The 18,943-nt window shown below is 45.6% G+C and carries 13 protein-coding genes and 1 riboswitch; of the genes, 4 read left to right on the top strand and 9 right to left on the bottom strand.

All coding sequences use genetic code 11. The features are described from left to right. Positions 1–2,325, top strand: coding sequence for an arginine decarboxylase (gene adiA, locus ACZ5V1_RS12155; RefSeq protein WP_464389060.1), 2,325 nt, complete (start codon positions 1–3; stop codon positions 2,323–2,325). 459 nt (positions 2,326–2,784) lie between these two features. Here the strand turns inward: adiA and ACZ5V1_RS12150 are convergent, their stop codons facing one another. The 5 genes from ACZ5V1_RS12150 to ACZ5V1_RS12130 all read right to left on the bottom strand — a co-directional run bounded on the left by ACZ5V1_RS12150 (position 2,785) and on the right by ACZ5V1_RS12130 (position 9,191). Continuing rightward, positions 2,785–5,187 carry an acetate--CoA ligase family protein gene (locus tag ACZ5V1_RS12150; RefSeq protein WP_464389059.1) on the bottom strand — a complete coding sequence of 801 codons (2,403 nt, stop codon included), beginning with the start codon at positions 5,185–5,187 and terminating at the stop codon, positions 2,785–2,787. Between the two features lie 515 nt (positions 5,188–5,702). Then, positions 5,703–6,149, bottom strand: a complete 447-nt coding sequence (locus tag ACZ5V1_RS12145) for an arsenate reductase ArsC (RefSeq protein WP_464389058.1) — start codon at positions 6,147–6,149, stop codon at positions 5,703–5,705. A gap of 8 nt (positions 6,150–6,157) precedes the next feature. Next, the gene (locus tag ACZ5V1_RS12140; RefSeq protein ID WP_464389057.1) at positions 6,158–6,532 is read right to left on the bottom strand and encodes an ArsR/SmtB family transcription factor; all 375 of its coding nucleotides are present in this window, start codon (positions 6,530–6,532) and stop codon (positions 6,158–6,160) included. A 610-nt stretch (positions 6,533–7,142) separates the two neighbouring features. Next, a complete protein-coding gene (locus tag ACZ5V1_RS12135) occupies positions 7,143–8,006 on the bottom strand; it encodes a YitT family protein (RefSeq protein WP_464389056.1) in 864 nt (287 codons plus the stop codon). 594 nt (positions 8,007–8,600) lie between these two features. Continuing rightward, the gene (locus tag ACZ5V1_RS12130; protein WP_464389055.1) at positions 8,601–9,191 is read right to left on the bottom strand and encodes a LysE family translocator; all 591 of its coding nucleotides are present in this window, start codon (positions 9,189–9,191) and stop codon (positions 8,601–8,603) included. A 165-nt stretch (positions 9,192–9,356) separates the two neighbouring features. On the opposite strand from ACZ5V1_RS12130, the gene ACZ5V1_RS12125 reads away from it, so the two are divergent. Then, positions 9,357–10,754 (top strand): aminotransferase-like domain-containing protein, encoded by a 1,398-nt coding sequence (locus ACZ5V1_RS12125; RefSeq protein ID WP_464389054.1) that lies wholly within the window; start codon positions 9,357–9,359, stop codon positions 10,752–10,754. A gap of 39 nt (positions 10,755–10,793) precedes the next feature. Here ACZ5V1_RS12125 and ACZ5V1_RS12120 read toward each other — a convergent pair whose 3' ends face one another. Next, complete coding sequence (locus ACZ5V1_RS12120; protein ID WP_464389053.1) at positions 10,794–11,933, bottom strand: AAA family ATPase; 1,140 nt, start codon at positions 11,931–11,933, stop codon at positions 10,794–10,796. A 698-nt stretch (positions 11,934–12,631) separates the two neighbouring features. Between ACZ5V1_RS12120 and ACZ5V1_RS12115 the strand changes: the two genes are divergently transcribed. Together ACZ5V1_RS12115 and ACZ5V1_RS12110 are read left to right on the top strand one after the other, a co-directional pair. After that, complete coding sequence (locus ACZ5V1_RS12115; RefSeq protein ID WP_160712658.1) at positions 12,632–13,081, top strand: cytochrome c family protein; 450 nt, start codon at positions 12,632–12,634, stop codon at positions 13,079–13,081. A 9-nt stretch (positions 13,082–13,090) separates the two neighbouring features. Then, on the top strand, positions 13,091–15,109 hold the full coding sequence (locus ACZ5V1_RS12110) for a methyl-accepting chemotaxis protein (RefSeq protein WP_464389052.1): 2,019 nt from the start codon (positions 13,091–13,093) through the stop codon (positions 15,107–15,109). A 321-nt stretch (positions 15,110–15,430) separates the two neighbouring features. Here ACZ5V1_RS12110 and ACZ5V1_RS12105 read toward each other — a convergent pair whose 3' ends face one another. The 3 genes from ACZ5V1_RS12105 to ACZ5V1_RS12095 form a co-directional block, all read right to left on the bottom strand. Beyond that, complete coding sequence (locus ACZ5V1_RS12105) at positions 15,431–15,829, bottom strand: hypothetical protein (RefSeq protein ID WP_464389051.1); 399 nt, start codon at positions 15,827–15,829, stop codon at positions 15,431–15,433. Between the two features lie 515 nt (positions 15,830–16,344). After that, a riboswitch (glycine riboswitch) is annotated at positions 16,345–16,441 on the bottom strand. A 301-nt stretch (positions 16,442–16,742) separates the two neighbouring features. Next, a complete protein-coding gene (gene tgt / locus ACZ5V1_RS12100; RefSeq protein ID WP_464389050.1) occupies positions 16,743–17,867 on the bottom strand; it encodes a tRNA guanosine(34) transglycosylase Tgt in 1,125 nt (374 codons plus the stop codon). Between the two features lie 151 nt (positions 17,868–18,018). Continuing rightward, complete coding sequence (locus ACZ5V1_RS12095; RefSeq protein WP_464389049.1) at positions 18,019–18,942, bottom strand: SPFH domain-containing protein; 924 nt, start codon at positions 18,940–18,942, stop codon at positions 18,019–18,021. Position 18,943: the final 1 nt, after the last annotated feature.

The raw sequence follows: 18,943 nt of genomic DNA, 5'->3' as shown, positions 1-18,943 counted from the left end.
ATGTCAGTGGCAGACTTTCATGTATTAGTGGCAGAGGACGAAACAACGCAGGCAGAAACGTATGTGAATAATGCCGTGCATAGGCTTATGCAGGAGTTGGAAAAACAGAACGTGCGCATTACCCGTTCCTACAGTTTTTGCGATGCCAGCATAATTCTACAAGCAAATACTCCTGTTGATTGTTTGTTACTCAGTGCCAATATGCATAACGAGAACGATGATGAATATCAGCAGGCAGAGCGATTGATTCGCAAACTGCACAGCAGGCAGGTTAATGTTCCTGTGTTCCTTATTGCTGAGCGTGAGAAAACAACTCGCGCCATGTCCAGCCACCTGATGGAGATGGTGGATGAGTTTGTATGGATTGTAGAAGACACGGCAGACTTTATTGCTGGACGTATCGAAGCAGCTATCCGTCGGTATCGTAACCAAATGTTGCCGCCACTTATGGACGCACTTATGCGATACGGAGCCATAAAAGAATACTCATGGGCGGCACCCGGACACCAAGGGGGGATAGGGTTTACAAAATCAGCCGTGGGTAGAGCATTTTTTGATTATTACGGCGAAAATTTATTCCGCACAGATATGGGTATAGAACGAGCCTCGCTCGGTTCCCTTCTTGATCATACCGGTGCTTTTGGAGACAGCGAACGCTTCGCAGCCCGTGTGTTTGGTGCGCATCAAACCTACAACGTAGTCGTAGGGAGTTCCGGTTCCAACAGAACTATTATGCAGTCGTGTATCACCCATGACGACATCGTGCTTATTGACCGAAACTGCCATAAATCTATTGAGCAGGGGCTAATCCTCACAGGCGCAATTCCTGTATACATGGTTCCAACACGCAATAGGTACGGCATAATTGGACCTATCCATGCCGCAGATATGCAGCCAGAAGCCATAGCCAAGGCTGTAAAAGAATCAGCCCTTGTAAAGCAGTTAAATGGTCGATGCAGCCAGTGCGAACCTGTTTACGCTGTTGTAACCAACTGCACCTATGACGGATTATGTTACAACGCAAAAAAAGCAAAAGAGCGGCTGGAAGAATCGGCGGATGTAATTCACTTTGATGAAGCATGGTACGGCTACGCACGCTTTAATGCTATGTACACAGACCATTTCGCCATGAACGGCAATCCGGATGAACACGACGGAGCAACCATATTCGCCACTCACTCCACGCACAAACTTCTTAACGGACTTTCCCAGTCTTCCTACATTCATGTACGCGAAGGACGTAAAAAAGTTGATCCCGACATGTTCAACCAAGCGTACATGATGCACACCACAACATCGCCTCTGTATTCAATAGTTGCATCAAACGATATTACTGCTGCAATGATGTCCGGTGAAAGCGGAGAGTCCCTTACGCAGGAAGTCATACAGGAAGCAGTAGATTTTCGCCGAGCAATTGCACGACTTTGGCGTGAACACGCAAATCACAAAGATTGGTTCTTTAAACCGTGGAATCCAGAGTATGTGGAAGTAACAGAGCAAGGCGAAAAAGAATGGGTTCTCTTTGAAGATGCCCCAGTAGAAGTGCTGACTAAAAATCAGGATTGCTGGCGGCTTAAGCCTGACGAAGCATGGCACGGCTTCGAGCTGGAAGAAGACAACTGGTGCATGCTTGATCCGATAAAAGTCAGTATCCTTACTCCCGGTATGGGCGATGACGGAAAATTACTCCCAGACGGTGTGCCCGCAGCACTCGTAACGCAGTATCTCACCCGATTCGGAATAGTGCCGACCCGTACAACAGATTTTCAGATTATGTTCCTTTTCTCAATGGGCATAACCCGTGGCAAATGGGGAACACTTCTCAACACCCTGATCCGATTCAAAGAGCATTATGATTCCGGTGACACTGTGCGCGACGTGCTACCAGATCTTTACAATGCTAATCCAGAAAAATACGAAGGCGTTACCCTGAAAGCCCTTGGTGACAGAATGTTCGCGTTTTTAAAATCAAGTGAAATGCATCTTGCCTTAGACAAAGCCTTCACCAGCAGTTTCACTGCGTTCATGAAGCCTCGCGATGCTTACGAGAAAATCGTACAGCAAGAAGTTGAACTAGTCGCATCAGACAAGCTAGGAAACAGAATAGCAGCTAATTCGCTGCTTCCGTATCCTCCAGGTATCCCGATGATCATGTCCGGCGAGGCCTTCGGAGCGCAAGATAAGTGTCCTGCTATTCAGTACCTCAACCACCTTGAGGACTGGGACAACGCGTTCCCCGGTTTTGAACATGTAACAGAAGGGGCCGAAGTTAAAGACGGCAAGTATCACGTACTTTGTGTGAACAACAGACGACGCAGAAAGTAACAAGGACAGCGTATGCTGTTTGTTCAGGTAAGCCTTTCGGCGACGTTTACTAACGGGATGCCTTTGGCAAACCCGCGGTGCTTGTCTGCTACGCTTTTTTTTCTTGTCTCCGACGGCTGGGCTGGAAACTTTGCAAGTTTCCCCCCAGACCCCCCTTCAAACTTTTTATTATGCGAAGAACGCTCGTTAATAAATTTCTCACGCGGCTTAGCTCCACTGACTTAAATAATAAAAAAAGGGCTGTCCTAGATAACTAGGACAGCCCTTTCTATTTCACGAAAGGTAATGATGCATAAGCCGCGAGGTTACGTAAAAGACGTGCTTCCCTCGCAGATAAAAGTTTTTGGAGATTTTTAAGAACCTTTTGCAAAAGGTTCTTAAAGCCTCGCTGGCAAGCGCCGTCGGAGCAAAAGAAAAAGTCGTCGCAGACCCCTGCCGTCGAAGACAATGAAAGCCTAATTAAAAATGTTCGTTAGTAGCCCTAATTTCTTCAACACGGAGCCGAGCTTCGGAGTAGAGCGCGAGTGCAGCTACGGCACGATCACACACAGCGAAGACAGGCACGTTGTTTTGTAAGAAATGGTCACGTAACGGATCGTAGAGCCTGCCACCATCGATGACGCCGATGATTGGCTTGGATGAATTTCTAGCAACTTCCACGAGCAGGTTTGCTATGGAGCTAGGATCATCCATGGAGAATGCTGGTGGGGTTGGCTCTGCTAGTGTGTGCATTGCAGGTGATAAAGGATCGAGTCCAACGATTACGGAATCGACTGCTGAATCTTCTACGAGAGTTTGCACGGCGCTTGTGTGGAGCGCATCGTTTGCTGTTGGTGTGAGATCGAGTGGGTTCTGGATTGTTACGAGCGATTGCAGACGGTTTGCATCGAGTGTTGCGGCAATGGCTTGCTTTGTCTCAGAACTGAAATGGGCTAGATCCATTTGAAAATCGTCGGATTGGATGGAATCAGCCATACCTACAGCTTCGAACCCTGCACCGCTGACGGCGGCGAGGCGGTTGCCAGCAATTTTTTTGTCATGCAACATTTCTGCAAGCAGGAAGAGATCCTGAAATTCTTGAAAACTTCTGGCGACGATGGCACCAGCCTGACGTACGCAGCTTTCGCATACCATGTAATCACCTGCGAGTGATGCTGTGTGACCACTTGTGGCTGTTTTGCCTTCAGGAGTACGGCCTGCTTTGTAGAAGACAACTTCTTTTCCGTTATGGATAGCTTCGCGAATAGCTTTGCAGAATTCGAGACCGTCGAGATCGCTGAATCCTTCAGCGTATACGGCGATTACATCTACGTTGTCTGCGTCTTTGAAATATCGAACCATGTCACCAAGGGTGAGATCTGTCTGGTTGCCCATGGAGACCATGTAGCTTGGATGCAGCTCTGGACTCTGGCTGTAACGGTGGAGCATGAATGCGCCACTCTGGCTGATAAGTGCAGCGCGGTGCGGTGTTGCTGTTCGGTTCTTCGGCAGTTTTTCTTCTGGAATAAACCATGTGTCGTAGGAGCCGGGATGCGACACAACACCCATGCAGTTCGCACCGAGGAACACAGGCCCGCCGTCTTTCTTGGCGTGTGTGGCGTCAATGTGAGCAATGAGCTTTGCGGCTTGTATCTGGCTGTCTTCGGTTTCACCCATACCACCGGGTATGAGCATAACACTCTGGGCAGCATCCAGATCGATGATCTCGTCTACAAGTTTCGGAACTTGTGCTGCGGAAACCGCTACGACAAAAAGATCAAGCTTGTGATCAAGGCTGGCAAGGTTGGGAACGCAACGTACGCCATCGATTTCGTCTATGCCGTCTCTGATGAGGGTTACGTTTTCTTTGGCGAAGCCTTCTGCGAGAATATTTTCGAGAATGATTCGCCCGAAATTGCGACGTGTAGCTGAAACACCGATAATTCCAATGCGCTCTGGGTGCAGCAGATTATGAATTTTTTTGATCGGGCGCGGGTTGGCTCGTTTTTCAGCCTTGCCGAAACGGCACATCCCATCAAGCGGAACCATAAGGTAGTCCGTGAATGCAAACGGGTTGATTTCCAGTTCTTCGATGATGAATGGCGCGTCATTGTTTGACGGTGAATAGTGGCGACCCATTTCAATGAATGAACTGAAGCACTCAATGAGCTGCTCGTCTGTAACAATGCGGCGCTGACCGCGTGTGAGACCGGCAAGTTTTCGGTATGAAATAGTTTTGCGGAACAGGGCGAAGAATGCTTCACCGTCGACGAGCTCTGTTGACGCTGCGACGATAGCTTGCCCTTTGCGGAAACGTTCTGCGTAAAGCTCGGTGTCTGTTCCGCCAAGACCGGCACTGATAACCATACCGAACTCGCGGGTGTGACGAAGGCCTACAATTAATTCGTTACCGAAGGCGCTGGAATCCGGTGGCATGAATTGTACTTGAAGCACACCTTTCAAGTCACGGCTGATGGCTTTAATGAGCGCATCGCCTTTTAACCCTTTGTAGGATTCCGGTGCATGGTCTGGGTTACGTTCGATGTACGCTGCATAGTTTTCCGGCACTTCATACTGCATACCGCGAACAGCAGAGCGGATTTTAGATGGCTGTTTTTCAACAATGCGTACGCCGCCCACTTCTGTCTTATGGATAATAGTAGGGGATACAATTTTGAGAACAGCTTTTTCACCCGGAATAGCCATAAGCTCTTCGTCGGAAAAACGTGCACCACGGGGCAGTAAGTTAGAAATAGGTGGTGTTTCTGCGCCGGAGTTGGCTAACAGGTTGTACACTTCATATTCGTATAGAAAATCTCTGTTTTCTGTATCAGCAGCAGCAAATAACTGGGTAATCTTTTCAAAATCAATCAATGTGTTCATAGCCATCTCGCTTGGAAAAATTCTGTAAGAAAATAACTGTACGAACTTTTAACGTTTTTGTCTTTGCTGTGTTTTTCTTTTCGACTATGTGGAAAAAGGACTGGTGGAGTAGAGAATAGGTATTTGCTTTTCATGTTCTAACTAATGGGAAAAATTAGTCCAATTGAAGAAGTGGAAGAATATAGTGAGGACAGAAAAAAACATGTAGCCCGTTGTTTGGATTACATGTTGCTGAGAGCGCTGAATGTGAAGTGATAGGAAAAAAAGATGATCGGGACAGGGAGAGAGAGGCTTCCTGTCCCGATCAGTTGTCTTGGCGCATGGTAATTGCTGGACCATGCTGTAAGACACAGAATAGAGTTGCCGTCGCCATAATTGCCAATGGCTGACGGAAAACAATGTATATTTTGCATGTGACAATTGTGTTACGATCCACGCCGTTCAAATGAAAAAATAATAATTACTTGGTATTTAACGCATATTTTTTTAATGAACAGCGTTCTCTGAGATCTTTGCTACAGTTCGAGAGATTCTGGAAGCGTGGCAACATACGCTTTGATTTCATCACGGACGGTACGGTAACATGCAAGCTGTTCTTCTTCGGAAGCACCCTGTGCTGCAAGTTCTTTTGCCAGTGCAGGGGGATCGGGGAAGCCTACATGAACAACTTTTGCATTACCTGGAAAGTACGGACAAGTTTCGTGTGCGTGGCCACAAACAGTAACAACCACGTCAAAGTCGATGTCATCAAAGTCACTAAGCAGTTGTGACTTATGAGAGGAAATATCGACACCAGCTTCTTTCATTACAGCTACAGCATTCGGGTTTAGCCCGTGCGTCTCAATACCAGCGGAATATGCATTAAGCACATCGCTTTTGAGGTGTTTTGCCCAACCCTCTGCCATTTGACTACGGCAGGAGTTACCTGTGCATAAAAAAAGAATAGTAACTTTAGCACTCATTTTTGTTCCTAAGTTGAATTGCTAGAACCACGCTGTTTCCGGCAAATATCCGCAGGGGCACTGGAGACAATTTTTTGGAGGTGGTCATGATCTTGTTGCAGCTCGGTGCAAGTTGTTGATTGTTCTTGAATCCAATCCAGAAGCGGCTTGGAGTACGCTACTCCTTTTCCGAGTCTGTAAAAAATCCATCTGCCTTCTTTTCTGAATTGAACGAGTTCTGCATTGTGCAGTACGCCCAAATGACGCGATACAGTGGCTCCGGCTATTCCCAGCAGTTCTGTAAACTGGCAGGCGCATAGCTCATCATGCTCCATGAGCGCGGCAACAATACGAAGTCGGTTTTGATCGGATAACGCTTTCAGAGTTTGAGTAATTTTTTGCATAGTCATCCCGGGTGTGTTTCCACAGCCTAATCAGCGCCTTTGCCCGTTATTACGTTGGCACGTTGACAAGAAAATAGAATTTCTGTGGCAAGAACGTTACGTTTTACCTTTTCTATCCCTGTTAGCTTTGAAAAAACGGACAACAGCAATCGATTAAAATGTAGAGACCCCCCCTACGAAACATCTGTTGTGTTCGTTTAGTTGGTTAGCTAAATATGCTTTCAATGCTGAATTTGTCAAGAATCGGGTTGGGCAACTCTGTGAGTATCCAGTATTCAAGACTACATAATGAAATAGTGTTTAGTTAACTCGTTGTATTGTATGCTCAATAGTATGGGATCCCTTTGCTTTTACAGCACATCCGGTGGATAAAGTAATAAGGAAGATGCTGAGTATCACTGCGTAGATACATAATTTAGACATAAATTCTCCAAGGTTGAATGGACAGCACAGCACCAGATGATTTAAAATTCGTCAAGCGGGCGACAAAGTGAGTCTGTTGTTTTGAACATAGCAAAAAAAGCCCCCATCAGGCGATAGCGAATTCGCTACGATACCTGATGGGGGCTTACTGCTTTAGGAAAAGCCGTAACCCGAATTGTAAATAATGTTAGTACATTTTGCGTGGGTTAAAGTTTGATCCAACAACAGAGAATGTATTTTCGACAATGAAAATTGCATTCGGGTCGGTATCAAATACAATCGACTCCAGCTGTTTCATACGAATGTTATCTGTAACGCAGAACAGCATACTAACATCTTTACCGGAGTATGAACCGGTACCCCATACCAACGTACCGTTAAGGCGGCGTGCTTCGCGCATCTGAGCCATAATCTCTTCGTTCTTGTAGGAAATAATACGCACTGCTTTTTTCTGGTTGAACATTGAGAGTGCGTACTCAGTTAAATATGAACTGAGAGAAAGCATGATGATCGTGGTGACAACGAGGTCAGGGTTGAAGCGAACTGCAATGAGTCCCATAAGAACTAAGTTGATGATGAAGAAGAAAACTCCGATACGTAATCCGTATTTCTGGTTCAGAATAACTGCAAGAACATCAAAACCACCAGCAGCACCGAAGGAACGGAGGATGATTCCGCTGCCAAGTCCCATGATGACACCTGCTGCGATGGATGCAAGCAGTCTGTCCTGAATATGAAGATCAAGCGTGAAATATTGTGTGAGAAACGTTACGAGTATCATGCAATACAAGTTCAACAGAAAGAATCGTTTGCCGACGCTGCGCCAGGCAATGACAAAGATTGGAATGTTGAAAATAAGGTACCACTGTGGAGTGGTGAAAGTATCGCTAACGTAGCTTCCGAGAACAGCGAAGCCATACAGGCCTGCAGGAATAAAATTGTGATGGACGGCAATGCCGTTGTATCCAACGATAAAGATGATCGCACCAAAGGTGAGAAGAAAAATGTTCCACGGAAGGGAGTAGGCAAAAGCATGACGGTTAAACTGCATTGGGCTTTCCTTATGTTTTACAGCTTAGATTGTTGTCCGGTAAGGCCGGCTTTAGGATATTCTGTGCGCCAAGTAACGTTTTGCCCTGACAGGCCGCATGTGCGTGCGGGATGTCGTGACGGGCTGTATAAAATGCATAAAAAAAAGGCTCGAACACATGTTCCGAGCCTTTGTAAAAAACAATAGAGGTCGCAGCTTATCGCAGCCGCGTGTAATCGGACGTAGTCCAAGGCTCATGGAATACGCACGCAAAGATGCCTTCCATACTGGAAAGCGTTATCTGTCTATTTGCGATTGACGTATTCTGCATACAAAAACCTTGGTTAAAAACTACAAAAAGAGGCAGCCGTTTTTGGGCTTCCCGTACCGATTTCGCGCTATCTATCTGATAGTGAGTTCGGCGTCTAGTGGAAAAAAACTTTTTTCCAATAAAGATTTATTTCACAAAGAGAAAGTGATTCTTTTTATATTATTGTCATAAATTGGGTGTCTTAGCTTTCTTTTTAAGAGTGTAAGACTCTTGCTTGCGAAGAGTATTATTTTGTCTTTCTTACCATATGATAACCCGCAACCCATGGTTACGAATGGAATTGGTTACGTAGCCAGTGCATACAGCGTAGCACCGAGCATAAGTATAACAAGTGAAGAATTTACCATAAGGCGCATTTGGGGATTTTTTAATGAAGTGTAGAGTCCCGCACCAAGCCCGCACCACATGGAATGGAAAGTGAATTGTCCTACCATAAAGGGAAAAACGAACAGAGCAGTTGTTTCTGCTGTAACAGGAAGCAATGCAAAAAACTGGCTGTATGCTGCAATGGACATAGCCCAACTCTTGGGGCTGAGGGGATGCAAGAGCAGTCCTTCGCCGATGGTAAATTGTTTTATAGTCTCGGGTGGTGCTGCCTGTAGCTTAAAGAGCTTGTATGCAAGATACAGAATATATGCGGCGCCTCCGAACTTTAGTAGCAACGCAAGCCATCCCCATTGTTTAAATGCCTCTCCAAGTCCTAACGATACGAGTAAGTTAAGCGCCGCAAAACCTATTGTCGTTCCGATAAGAAACGGAACAGCAGTTCTAAATCCGGTTGTTTGACCGATAGCCATCATCGTCATATTTCCCGGCCCCGGTGTACCTGTCATTGCAACAATAAAAATAGCGAACGGTATAAGCAGTTCTGCCATGGAATGCTCCTTAAAAATTGACCCTGTAATTCTCTGCAAGGTTAGCTGTAATTTCATAAGATGGTAGCGTGATACTTTTGTGCGCACAAAATTGTATGAGGGCTACCGTTCTGATTGTACCCATAGAATTGACATTGTGTGAATGTCAACGCTAATATTGTATGCATGACAAAGTGGACACCATTTATTGAAGCAGAGGACACGCCTTTGTATCTGGCGCTTGCGGATGCAATTGAGCGAGATGTGTATGCAGGAACGTTACAGCCGGGAACGCGTTTGCCGACCCATCGAAATTTGGCTGACGATCTTTCTGTGAACGTCTCAACGATTACACGTGGGTATTTAGAAGCAGAACGCCGAGGCTTGGTTGCAAGCACTGTGGGGCGCGGTACGTTTGTGGCGGTTGATGCCACCACACCATCTGCCATGGTTTCTTTCGAGCCATTTTCTCCGGGACTTATTGAAATGGGGCTGGCTACGCCAATGCCGCATCTTGATCCAGATTTGAGCATTGCCTTGAAGACCATCAGTCGTCGTAAGAATCCGGAAACTTTTCTGCGATATTCAGACCCGCGCGGGCTGCCAGAGCATAGAGAAATAGGGGCGCACCTTATTCATATGTATGGAATGCCAGCCACGGCAGATGATATTATTGTCACGGCCGGTTCTCAGCATGCACTTTCTACCGCACTCTCAGCCATGTTTAAACCGGGTGATAGAATAGCAACGGATGCATTGACCTATCCCGGTTTCAAATCTCTCGCTGCAAGTCTCGGGATTCGTTTGTGTCCGGTCGCGATGGATGAAGGTGGGATGATTCCAGAGTCTTTGGATACTGTTTGCCGCCAACGGGAAGTGAAAGGCTTGTATTTGCTGCCTCACGTACAAAACCCAACTGTCTGCTGCTTATCGCATGAACGGAAAGTTGCTCTTGCTGCTGTTGCGAAAAAGAATGCTCTGACTGTTATTGAAGATGATGCGTATGCATTTTTGTATGACGGTGATCTGGTGCCTCTGTCGTCAATGCTTCCCGATCAAAGTATTTTTATAGCGGGCGTTTCAAAGATGATCGGTGCCGGATTGCGCGTCGGTTTCATGTGCGTCCCGAAGCATCTGAGAGAAGTCTTTGCACAGAGTGTGTTAAATAGCATGTGGATGGTGCCTCCGCTGAATGTTGAAATTATTACAAAATGGATTGCTGATGGCGATATGATTGCCGCCAGAGAACGCAAACGTGCTGAAGCTAGGCGACGTAGTGCGCTTGTGCGGCAGATATTGAATTGCGGAACGCTACATATGTCGGGAACAGACTTTTTTTGTTGGTGGGAACTGCCGGAACCTTGGTGCGGGCAGACGTTTGAAGCTGCGGCTCGCAAGGCCGGGGTGAATGTCTTTAGCGCAGAAAAATTTATTGTTGGTGACGCTGAAGCGCCGAGAGCACTACGTGTCGGGTTGACCGGCATGGAACATATTAGTGAGTTGGAAAAGGGACTTTGCATTTTACGGGATATTGCGCAGAATCCTGATATGCAGAGTACGATGCTCAAAAGAAAGACTGGCTAGATATGTAGCCAGTCTGTGGTAACGCTATAGTTGAATGCTCTAATAATCGTCATAATAGTATTCTTCATCCGGACATTCATGTTGGCGTAACAGTGCTGCAAGCTCTTTAAGGCTGCTTGTGAGTGTAGATTCCGGAAATAAATGGCAGTAGGGCGTTCCATCGTTAATTGCGATGAATGTGCCTTTCTGGTCTTCCGGTAAACACGTGATGCAGTCAACGCCGATGGTCTTTTCTATTTCAAATTTAGAGAGAGTGTTGCCGGACACACAGCCGGTAAGCACAAGCGAAAGTTTACAGAAGTTTTCAAAACCGCCTGCTGTGATAGTCTCTACAAACCGCTTAGCGCTTCCCATGCATGGCTTTGTAGGCATGGTTACAAGCAGGCTGTCGTCTGCCATTTCCATTACTCTGTAGAGTGCAGCATCCACACGGCTGCCCATATCAATAACAATTGTTCCAAATGCATCTGCTGCTGCAATAAGCATAGCAGAAACAGTTTCAGGAACCACACTTCCCGTCCCCATGGTCACTTCCGGTGCTACTAGGGCTAAAATGCCGCTGCTGTGATGATACATAGCACTCTTCATGTATGAGGCATTCATTAGACCGAGATCTTTTGCGGCGTGGCGTCTGTCACGCTTCGAAGGAGTATTCAGAAATGTAGCGACATCTCCGTATGGTCTTGAAAAATCGAGCAAGCCGACCCGCTTCCCATCTTGTGCAAAGCATGCTGCCAAGTTTACCGCCACAGACGTTGTTCCGGAGCCGCCACGTGCGCCCATGACTGCGATAACTTTGGGGCGATTCTTTTTACTCGGATCAACTGAACGGCTTGTCACGTAATCTTCCAAAGCCCGTTGTAAAATTAATTTACTCAGAGGATAACTAAAAAAATCTCGTGCGCCTGCTACTAATGCTTGGTGTTTATGAGAATCTGTATATTGCGATGCACAAACAAACACTGCGCCGTAATTATGTCTTTTTGCTTCAAGAATACGCTCTCTTATTTCTTCAGTATAGGTAGTGCAGCCGATAACAAGGACTTCCGGCTTTGTAAGCTGAAGTGTGTTTAAAAGATGTGTGAAAGGTATTTCACACAGCATATTATGAAGAGCGCCTGCAATAGTTGGATCACTGGCTTCAAGTTTTATGTATAAAGCTTCTTCAATTGTAGGCATTAATCCCTCCGATTGCTCCTGTAGGGAAAAAGCAATGTATATAACGTAATTCTATAGAATATTGATCATTTTTCTATGTTCTTTTCTTCGGTAAATACCTTCTCTGCGGTTGGAATGTCGTCGGGTGTAGTATCTACTAAAATCCGCCAAGCACCTATTGCAAAAGTTATACAGAGTATAACAAGCAAGATATTTCGTAACGAACGGAAATGAGAAGTTTTATAATCTTGAACCATTACATAATCTCCGCAATAAGATGAATAATGTTTCTATGTAAAATTGTATAAGTAAGCGTGCTGTTCATTCCACTAGTAGTGTAATATGCGAGCGCGGCAAGAACATATGATATTGAAAATGTATATTCTTACTGTGTAGATGCGGTTTAAATGTGTATTGGCGTTCATGTAAGTATATGGTTACGTATATACAGTGTGTCCGTTATACTAATTAGTTTGCATTTGTCTTTTTTATCTAATAATAAAAGGATGTTGTGTGTTCGAATTAATGTTGAATGCTCAAACAGTTGTGGTGTATCAGTACCGTCCCTTAGGTAAAAATTAAAGAATGAGTAATAAAAACCGATGGAGGAAGTAGAGTTTTCTTGAAAAAGAAACACGAGGGTGGTTGTCGTGAAGAGTGTTCGGGCAAGCGTATAGGGAAAATACGCTGATGCTCTTCCAAAAAGGGAGAAGAAAATTATGCAAAACCAGAGAGTCTTTCTAGTTGCTCTCGTATTGGTTCTGTGCGTGCCGTGTATTACTTTCGCAGCGAAGTATGTGGGATCTGCTGCGTGTGGTGAATGTCACGAAACAGAACACGGGCGTTTTATGCAACATTCTAAGAAAGCAAAATCTTGGGAGAGTATTGCAGTAATGGCGCCAAAGCTTACACCGGCAGAGCAACAAGAATGCTACGAATGCCACACTACTGGTTACAAAAATGGGGGATTTGTTAGCTACGAAGAGACTCCGGAACTATCAGATGTTGGGTGTGAAACTTGTCATGGACCTGGTGCGGCACATGCTGAAGATGGCGATCCTGATTTGATCAAGCGTAAACCTGAACCAAAAGAATGCGTGGTTTGCCACAGTGCAGCCCGTGTTAACGATTTTGGATTCAAACCGCTTGTAAACAGTGGTGCACACTAGGAGGACATAATGGCGATACGGACTTCTTTAGGTGCTAAGATTACGGTCTTAATCACCATCATTTCGTTTGTTGTGTTCTCAATACTCATTGGCACTTCAACATTCCTTCAGCGTAAAGGAATGCTGGAGCAGCTTAGTGAGTCTTTGACGCAGACATCGCAACTGGTGCAGGAAGCGATAGAGCGCCCAATGGTTGTAGGTGATGATGAAGGGACAACCGAGGAGTTCATCCGACTTAGGAATGAATACCCGGGCATGAAAATTCATCTTGCCGATTATGCTGGCGAAGTAACGTATTCAACGCAAGATGTTAACGTTGATAAGCAGATTGCAGGTCTGTTACCGATCGACGGTTTTGCGGATGTGTCCAAACGGGCATTGCAAGAACCAATAAAAGAAAATCTGATTGTAAGCGGTGGCGACAGTCCCGTTTTTGTCAGAGTAATCTCAATTCCGAATGCTCCTTCCTGTAGGCACTGTCATGGTGCATCCAAGCCTATTCTCGGGCAGCTGGTCATCACAAAAGACATTTCCGGTACGATGGGTACCATTGCCTTCCAGATGTATGAGAACATGGCAATCTCTCTTGCCGGATTGATTGTGCTTGTACTTAGTGTCGTGTTCTTTATTCGCAAAGTCGTTATCAAACCAATTGAACAAATTACTGCTGCATCAGACGCCATTACAAATGGTGATTTTAATGCGCATTTTTTGGTTGAAAGCGAAGATGAACTTGGCAATTTGTCTAAAAACCTTGGTTCGATGGTTGAAAAACTTAAGATTGAGCTAGGCTTCTCCAAAGGTGTCTTACGGGGTATGACCGCGCCAATTCTTATTTGTGATGTCGACCGCAAGGTTACTTCTACAAATCAGGAAGCAATTACCCTTATGGGAATCGCCGGAACACCAATAGAGTACAAAGGCGTGCCGGTTTCTGAATTCATTGTAAATGACCCTTGTTGTGACCGGATTATTGAAGATGTGATTACGTCGCGTCGACCTTCCACAGGTAATGAAGGCGTTTTGGAAAACTTTGCGAGTGATCAACTTACCCTTATTTTTGATGCTGCGCCTATCTATGATTTAGATGGCAAAATGCTTGGTGTGTTCGTAATGATTACGGACATGACAAGTATGCGCAGACAGCAAAGCAGAGTGGAAGAACAGAACGAAAAGATTACTCATGCCGCGCAGTCTGCACGGGCTATTTCTGAGCAGGTATCATCTGCTTCTGAAGAGCTTGCCGCGCAGATTCGTCAGTCCAGCAATGGCGCTGATGAGCAGCAGAAACTTACAGGCGAATCCGCAAGTGCAATGACGCAAATGAATGCTTCTGTTCTTGAGGTTGCCCGTAACGCTTCTGATGCTGCTGAACTTGCTGCAACAACGCAGGAAAAGGCAGCGGAAGGCGGACAGATTGTAGATCAGGCTGTAAGTAAAATTCATGCTGTTTCAGAACAGGCACAGGCTCTTAAAGAGGAAATGAGTGTGCTTGGTTCCCGCGCAGATGGGATTGGCCAGATTATTACCGTAATTGAAGATATTGCCGACCAGACAAACTTGCTTGCATTGAACGCGGCTATTGAAGCTGCACGTGCTGGTGATGCTGGTCGAGGTTTTGCTGTTGTAGCTGATGAAGTGCGTAAACTTGCAGAAAAAACAATGAATGCCACCCGCGAAGTTGTTGAGTATGTAGGTGCAATTCAGACAAGTACACATCAGAATGTTGAAGCGACAGAAAGGGCTGTTGAGCTTGTGGGTGATTCCACCGAGCTTGCTACCCGCTCTGGTGAAGCGTTAAAAGCGATTATGAAAATGGTTGAAGCAACTGCGGATCAGGTTCGCGCTATTGCCACTGCGTCAGAAGAGCAGTCAGCAGCGAGTGAACAGATCAACAGTTCTGTAACCGTTATTAATGATATTTCTGAGCAGACAGCCGCCGCTATGACTGAGTCTACCGTTGCGGTAGAAGTCGTTGCGCAGCTTGCTCAGGACTTGGACGGTATTATTGAGAATATGCGTTCCTAGCTTTAAATGCGTTTACAGCATGTCGTGTGTTTTGATCTCCTGTTTCCGTACACTTGAGACAAAGCGATGACGCTGACCATATAACATGGCAGAATATGTTGAGATAATACAAAAAGGGTGAAGCTGAGGCTTCACCCTTTTTTTGTAAGTTGGTATCGGGCAGACGGTGTAGTCGATTGCGTCGAGGCTGTGCATCAAAGAATTGATCTCGCGAATCGGAGTTCTAGATGATGAGGGCACCTGCCTGCCGGAGACAGAAGTAGTAATTCGCTGTCATGATTTTACAGTGGGGATTCGCTCCACCTTTTTTATGCAAAAAAATTAGAGTGCTTTTGATGTGAGCGGTTTGGTGGCTGACTGTTTGTAGGAAGTGCCACCTTTCTGATTATTAAGTATAGCTTGAAATGCATTATCGCGTTTTGCAGCTCTGTTAATAAACTCATCAGCGATTTTTGTAGGCCCGTTGCATTCGTTCACGAGGTAATGCTGCAGCTGCCCAGCTTCGGCGAAACTAAGTGCCCCGTGCAGAGTACGTTTGTTGGGGTAATTGATATGGAACGTGGAGGAGAGGATGAATTTGCCAATAGAAGTTTTATACAACTTCAGCTCCCACCAGTTTGGTGTAACGCCCATTACTTCTCTATCATCAAGGTTCACAAGTAACTCACCTGTAAATACAAGATTCTCTTTGCCATTTCTTTTCAAGGAAACTGTCTGCATAGTAAGCTCCTGTGAAGATAAAACTTCTTATATTTGGGGTGCAGGTAACAGCAGAAAAAAGTGATAAAAACTAAACACTATTAATAACTACAGCTATTGCAATGCAAAAAAGAGGACTATGAAAGTGTAGTGCGTTTTTTATGCAGGTGTAGCAATGATAATGTTCTTCTTACTGCAACATACCAAATATACAAGAGAGGCGTATGACGGGGGAGAGAAGGAAATATGATAGGAATAAAGCGGGTGTTATAAAAATGCAGATGCGCCGGAACTAAAAGCTCCGGCGCATCGCAACCACAACAACAAACCAGTCAGGAGGGGAATCTATATTCCCCTATATATGTATCGCTCAAGGCGATTACAAACGTAATCAAATGCTCCCCAGTTTGCTGGCTGTTAGTGCATAGACGCAAAAAAACAGCCCGCTAAGCGGTGCCTAGATGGAAACGGTGAGACTGGAAAGTGGAAAAGAGGACGGCAAAACGCAATATTCAAAAAACCAAATATTGGTTTTATGGGTCCACTCTGTCCTTTTACCTGAGAGTTTCACTGCACTGGGAAAGCAGTTTGCTCCTTCGGTGCTCCTTGCGGAGTCTCTCCAGAGGCTCGTCCGAGCAGCAGTCCTTTTGCCTGAAAGAGTTACATCTTCGGCGCCGTGTCTTTTTTTGGGGAAAAAAAGGCGGTCTCTCCTGCTGCCTTCAACCGAGATCCATATGTTGAGGCAGACTCCTATTTATCGTGGGCAGATATAAAACGCAACAGAAAAAGCACCACAGTAGTTGAAAATCTAGTATTCCGTGAAAATAAAATCGATTTTTACATATACGAAATAAAAAAACGCCCTGCTCATGGTGAGCAGGGCGTTTTAAGAGTGTATGAATTTTACAGCAGGGTTGTGTGTAACAACATGCTGTTAGATGACTTCGTTAGGGTAAATCGCCTCGTAAGACTTTTTGTATTCAGCAAATTTGCCTTCACGAATAGCCTTACGTGCACCGCGAACTGTGTCGAGGAAGTAGGTAAGGTTATGGATGGAGTTCAAGCGGAAAGAGAGCAGCTCTTTTGCCTGATACAAGTGACGTAAGTATGCACGGGAGAAATTGCGACATGTGTAACAGTTGCAATTTGGATCAAGTGGACTTTCGTCGTCCGCGTGTTCTTTACGCTTAATGCTGACTTTACCCTGTGAGGTGTACAGTGTGCCGTTACGGGCGTTACGTGTCGGCAGAACGCAGTCGAACATATCAATACCGGCATTAATGCCGTTGATGATGTCGAGAGGGGTGCCGACACCCATAAGGTATCGTGGTTTCTCTCTTGGGAGCAAAGGAGCAGAGTGGTAAAGGATTTCCATCATCTTTTCTTTGCTTTCACCAACAGAAAGACCGCCCAGTGCGAAGCCGTCGAAATCTTCAGATGTTAACTGTGCAATAGAGCGTTCGCGTAAATCTTTGTGGAAACCACCCTGTGTGATGGCGAAGAGCAGGTTGTCTCCGGCACCTCGAGGGTATTCTTCACGACAGCGCTTAGCCCAGCGAGTGGTCATTTCCAAAGATCGTGCTGTGTATTCTTTATCAGCACCAAAACCTACGCATTCATCAAGCACCATCATGATATCAGAGTTCAGGTTACGCTGAATCTGGATAACTTTTTCCGGTGTGAAAAGATGCTTGGAACCATCCAGATGGGAGCGGAAGGTAACGCCTTCTTCTTTGATTTTTCTCAAACCACTGAGACTGAAAACCTGAAAACCGCCACTGTCTGTGAGGATCGGTTTGTTCCAGGAGTTGAACTTCTGTAACCCGCCGTGGCGTGCAACAAGTTCGTCACCCGGACGAAGGTAGAGGTGGTAGGTGTTGCCGAGAATAATCTCAGCGCCAATATTATCTAAATCGTCAGGAGCAATGCCCTTAACGCTGCCTACCGTGCCCACAGGCATAAAGATAGGCGTCTGCACTACGCCATGCGCAGTTTGCAGTTCGCCTGTACGGGCAGCTCCGTCCGTTGCGTGTAATGTAAATTCTCCGATGTTAGCCATGGCGGCACTATACTCATGAGGACATGCAAAGTCATCCCAAATCCTGCATCAAAAAAACAAGCCGTAACAGTTAGGTAACCCACTAAAATATAAAAGGCTGCTCCCGAATAATCATTAAGAAGCAGCCTTAATTCACAGTGGAACAGAAAAGTTATTTCTGTACTTTAATCTGGTTTAAAATTTCTGTAGCAGAGGCAACCATACCACCAACGTTTGCCATGTCTGCTGGAATGATCATGGTGTTGGATTTTTCAGCCATTTTACCGAACTCGCTGATGAACTGCTCAGCAACTTTAAGCTGTGCAGCTTCTTTACCACCAGGGGCGGACATAGCATCTGCAATAAGGGAAATACCTTTTGAAGTAGCTTCGGCGATAAGGAGAATTTCCTGAGCATGGCCACCAGCTTCGTTGATCTTTTTCTGTTTTTCACCTTCAGAAAGTTCAATGGCTTCCTGCTTGAGACCTTCTGCACGGTTAATGCGGGACTGTCTGTCACCTTCGGAGCTAGCAATTTCAGCGCGTTTTTCACGTTCTGCTTTCATCTGCTGTTCCATAGCGTGCATAACTGTTTCAGGAGGAGTGATGTCCTGAATTTCGTAACGCATAACTTTGATACCCCATTCGCGTGCTGCTTCGTCAACTGCACCAACAACGGCAGCGTTAATGCTGTCACGTTCTTCGAATGTTTTATCAAGGCTGATTTTACCAATTGCAGAACGCAGGGAGGTTTGTGCCAACTGGCTTGCAGCAAGGTAGTAATCATTAATGCCGTAACAGGATTTCATGACATCCTGTACCTGAATGTACAGGATGCCGTCGATTTCTACGACGACGTTATCACTGGTGATACAAGACTGGGAATCAATTCCCAAAATTTCTTCTTTAGTAGAGCGGCGGTAGGCAACTTTATCTACAAAAGGGATAAGGATGTGCAGACCCGCATCAAGAGTTTTGGAGTACTTACCCAAGCGTTCGACAACGTAAGAGCTTTTCTGCGGTACAACGATAGCCGTCTTGATAAGAGTAATAAGGGCAAGTGCGGCTATAACAATGGAAGTAATAAGACCGGTCATG

This window comes from Halodesulfovibrio oceani subsp. galateae, from assembly GCF_055397225.1.
The sequence above is the reverse complement of the archived record's forward strand: the minus strand, read 5'-3'. Positions and strand labels throughout refer to the sequence as shown.

Coding starts and splice junctions, on each gene's coding strand:
- ACZ5V1_RS12115 (WP_160712658.1), top strand. CDS start 12,632: ATGCAAAACCAGAGAGTCTTTCTAGTTGCTCTCGTATTGGTTCTGTGC.
- ACZ5V1_RS12095 (WP_464389049.1), bottom strand. CDS start 18,942: ATGACCGGTCTTATTACTTCCATTGTTATAGCCGCACTTGCCCTTATT.
- adiA (WP_464389060.1), top strand. CDS start 1: ATGTCAGTGGCAGACTTTCATGTATTAGTGGCAGAGGACGAAACAACG.
- ACZ5V1_RS12125 (WP_464389054.1), top strand. CDS start 9,357: ATGACAAAGTGGACACCATTTATTGAAGCAGAGGACACGCCTTTGTAT.
- ACZ5V1_RS12130 (WP_464389055.1), bottom strand. CDS start 9,191: ATGGCAGAACTGCTTATACCGTTCGCTATTTTTATTGTTGCAATGACA.
- ACZ5V1_RS12150 (WP_464389059.1), bottom strand. CDS start 5,187: ATGAACACATTGATTGATTTTGAAAAGATTACCCAGTTATTTGCTGCT.
- ACZ5V1_RS12105 (WP_464389051.1), bottom strand. CDS start 15,829: ATGCAGACAGTTTCCTTGAAAAGAAATGGCAAAGAGAATCTTGTATTT.
- ACZ5V1_RS12145 (WP_464389058.1), bottom strand. CDS start 6,149: ATGAGTGCTAAAGTTACTATTCTTTTTTTATGCACAGGTAACTCCTGC.
- ACZ5V1_RS12140 (WP_464389057.1), bottom strand. CDS start 6,532: ATGCAAAAAATTACTCAAACTCTGAAAGCGTTATCCGATCAAAACCGA.
- tgt (WP_464389050.1), bottom strand. CDS start 17,867: ATGGCTAACATCGGAGAATTTACATTACACGCAACGGACGGAGCTGCC.
- ACZ5V1_RS12110 (WP_464389052.1), top strand. CDS start 13,091: ATGGCGATACGGACTTCTTTAGGTGCTAAGATTACGGTCTTAATCACC.
- ACZ5V1_RS12120 (WP_464389053.1), bottom strand. CDS start 11,933: ATGCCTACAATTGAAGAAGCTTTATACATAAAACTTGAAGCCAGTGAT.
- ACZ5V1_RS12135 (WP_464389056.1), bottom strand. CDS start 8,006: ATGCAGTTTAACCGTCATGCTTTTGCCTACTCCCTTCCGTGGAACATT.